We start from the raw sequence: 2,508 nt of genomic DNA, 5'->3' as shown, positions 1-2,508 counted from the left end.
CATGTGGAGCGACTAAGATAGGTTGCCTTTCGGTCGATGATTTTGTGAGGAACGAGAAAGGATTCCCGATAGCTTTCCAAGTTCTCTTTACGTTGCTTATGGCTGATACGTCTTTGAATGCTTGGTGTCGCTTGTTCCTTCTCTTGCTCGGATTGCTCTGCTTTCAGGTTGTCTTTCTCTTCATTCAGAGACTCGGAAGGCAGTGTTTGCTCAGATGTCGAAGAGAGCTTGGTGGACTCGGATGGTTGGGATCGCTCCGACTGTTTCTCTTGAGTTTCTTTCCCTACGTTCAAATAGTGGGATAAATCAAATCCTTCTTTCATGGCTTATCTGATTCTACGTTTTGCAATGGCAGGCTTTACTTGTTGTACTTCTTGTTGTTGCTTACTTTGAGCTACGTGATACTCATTGAGGTCTTTATGATGTGGATAGAGGAGTCTGCTCATATCCTCCACCTCTATGCCTGTGGCACGAAGTTCACGAAGAGCTTGTCGCCCTGCTTCATCATTGTCGAAGAAGGCTTTGACCGAACAGATTTTTACTTCTTGCAGGTAAGCCCCAGCTTTGTGCAGATTACTTACCGAGTTCAGGATAAGACAAGGACCGGTTTCTTTTCCTTTCATCGTGAGAAGGGAGAGAAAGTCGATAAAGCCCTCGAAAAGACAAAGTGCGCCATCGGATTCTCCGTTAATCAGAGAAATATCTTTCGGAGCGATACTCCCTTTGAATTTCCTATTATCTCGAAGCTCATAACCTCCCGAACGATTGGGAAAGCCGATAGCAGCGTACTCTCGTCCTCCGATGGTGTAACGAATATGGCGGAGATAAGGGCTTGCCACGGCAAGGTCTATCTTGCGAACTCCGTGGAGATAGTTTTTCAAATGCGGGGGCAATTCTTCACCGATGGAGAGAATATGCCTTGTATTTGCCGGAGAATTGCTCGTTTGGGAAGGTATTGAACGATGAAAGGCGGAAGGCTCACGCTTTTGTTGGTCCAACTCTTCATCGGCAAGATGCGCCATGGCTTCATAGGCACTGCATCCTCGCATTAACATCACAAGGTCGATGATGCTCCCGCCTTTACTTATTCCGTAGTCANGCACTGCATCCTCGCATTAACATCACAAGGTCGATGATGCTCCCGCCTTTACTTATTCCGTAGTCATGCCAGAGGTTTTGTCGAAAGTCCACTTTCAGACTGGCATTGTGGTCATTTCGATAGGGGGCATGATAAAGGGCATAGTGCGTGTATTCTTTGGCGGGAGCAATACCGCAGGATTTCAGGTAAGCCGATATAGGCTGCTGTTTGATGGTTTGAATGTCGTAATATCTTGGTTTCATAAGTCGATAGAATGAAATGAAGAGAGAGGAGGAGAACGGTGAAAGGAGAACGAGCGTGCCCTCACGGAGGTCGGGAGGGGTGAGTCTGTTTGCCCTTCGGTGGACAAAAAGAGATTTCTCCACTTTTCCCTTTCACTGTATATATATTCTTACAGTGAAAGAAGAAGAGTGAACTGTTTTTATTTTGTTGCCGATGGCTTTTTCCTTTCATTGTTCCCATTGCCTCTTTTTTCTTGATTTTGAATTTTCACCCGAAAACGGATACTGAAACCAAGTTAGAGAGCCGAGAATAAGAAGACAAGCTTTGCGAGTTTGTTGCTTTCGGGTGCTATACAATGCTTCGAAAAAGAGAAGGAAATAGAGCGGGAATCAGGACAAAAACACCTCAAAAAAGAATCGAACAAAGAGAGACTGCTCTCAAGCGACAGCATCGGGTTTCATACTTCTGCACCCTTTTGCATCGGAAGAGAAACAAGTTGCGTTTTTTTATCGGATAGGAAGCCATTTCATACCTTATCGAAGCCACAAGTACGCACTTAACCGAAAGCCTTTTCTGTGTAGGTATGTGCCTCTATATTTGCCTGCGAGTTCCCTCTGTTTCCTGGGTTATCCCTGACTGAAAGAACGAATGGAGAGGCTTCCTACATTTGCATCAAAAGACAAAACAGAGTAACAAAAACAGCATTCCGATATGAGATTTACCGCTATTGATGCCTCCGCTTGGGAGGAACTGAAAAAGAGCATCGAAGAACTGGCTCTTTGCATGAGAGAACATTTCGGCACGAAGCCCGAAGTCCCCGACCTGTTGCACAACGGGGATGTCTGTCGCATCCTGAATATCAGCAAACGGACGCTCCAGCACTATCGGGACACGTCCGTGCTACCCTTTATCCAAATCGGGCATAAGTGCTACTACAAGCGAGAGGATGTGGAGGCTCTTCTCGCAAAGTCTAATCACAAGAAACAGTAACTAGTCGCCCCTTAAATAGTCGTTTATCATTTGTTATTCAGTAATATAAACGACTAAACCTTTTGTCCAATCTGCAAGTCTTCGTATCTTCAAGGTGCAAAACTTGCAGATTTTATGATTACAAAGCCTCATCATAGCCCCTCGTTTTTCAGCAGTCTATCCGACATGCTGAACCAATCGCACCCGCTCTACAAACT

2 protein-coding genes and 1 pseudogene are annotated in these 2,508 nt (G+C 45.3%); 1 reads left to right on the top strand and 2 read right to left on the bottom strand.

Translation table 11 applies throughout. From position 1 onward, the window contains the following. Both JT26_RS10065 and JT26_RS01655 read right to left on the bottom strand, forming a co-directional pair. Nucleotides 1-323, bottom strand: a 323-nt coding sequence (locus JT26_RS10065; RefSeq protein WP_152566957.1) for a DUF3408 domain-containing protein, incomplete at its 3' end; no start/stop codon positions are given. Nucleotides 324-326: 3 nt separating this feature from the next. Further along, a pseudogene (locus tag JT26_RS01655) lies at nt 327-1,341 on the bottom strand (toprim domain-containing protein). Between the two features lie 691 nt (nt 1,342-2,032). Between JT26_RS01655 and JT26_RS01650 the strand changes: the two are divergent. Next, nucleotides 2,033-2,311: a helix-turn-helix domain-containing protein gene (locus JT26_RS01650; RefSeq protein WP_036845273.1), complete on the top strand. Its 279-nt coding sequence runs from the start codon at nt 2,033-2,035 to the stop codon at nt 2,309-2,311. Nucleotides 2,312-2,508 lie beyond the last annotated feature (197 nt).

It is taken from the genome of Porphyromonas sp. COT-108 OH1349, assembly GCF_000768755.1.
Taxonomy (GTDB): Bacteria; Bacteroidota; Bacteroidia; order Bacteroidales; family Porphyromonadaceae; genus Porphyromonas_A; species Porphyromonas_A canoris.
Note: the sequence above shows the minus strand (reverse complement) of the source record. Positions and strands in the feature narration are given on the sequence as shown.

Bases quoted from the DNA above. Each gene is read 5' to 3' on its own strand.
- JT26_RS01650 (WP_036845273.1), top strand. From the start codon at position 2,033: ATGAGATTTACCGCTATTGATGCCTCCGCTTGGGAGGAACTGAAAAAG.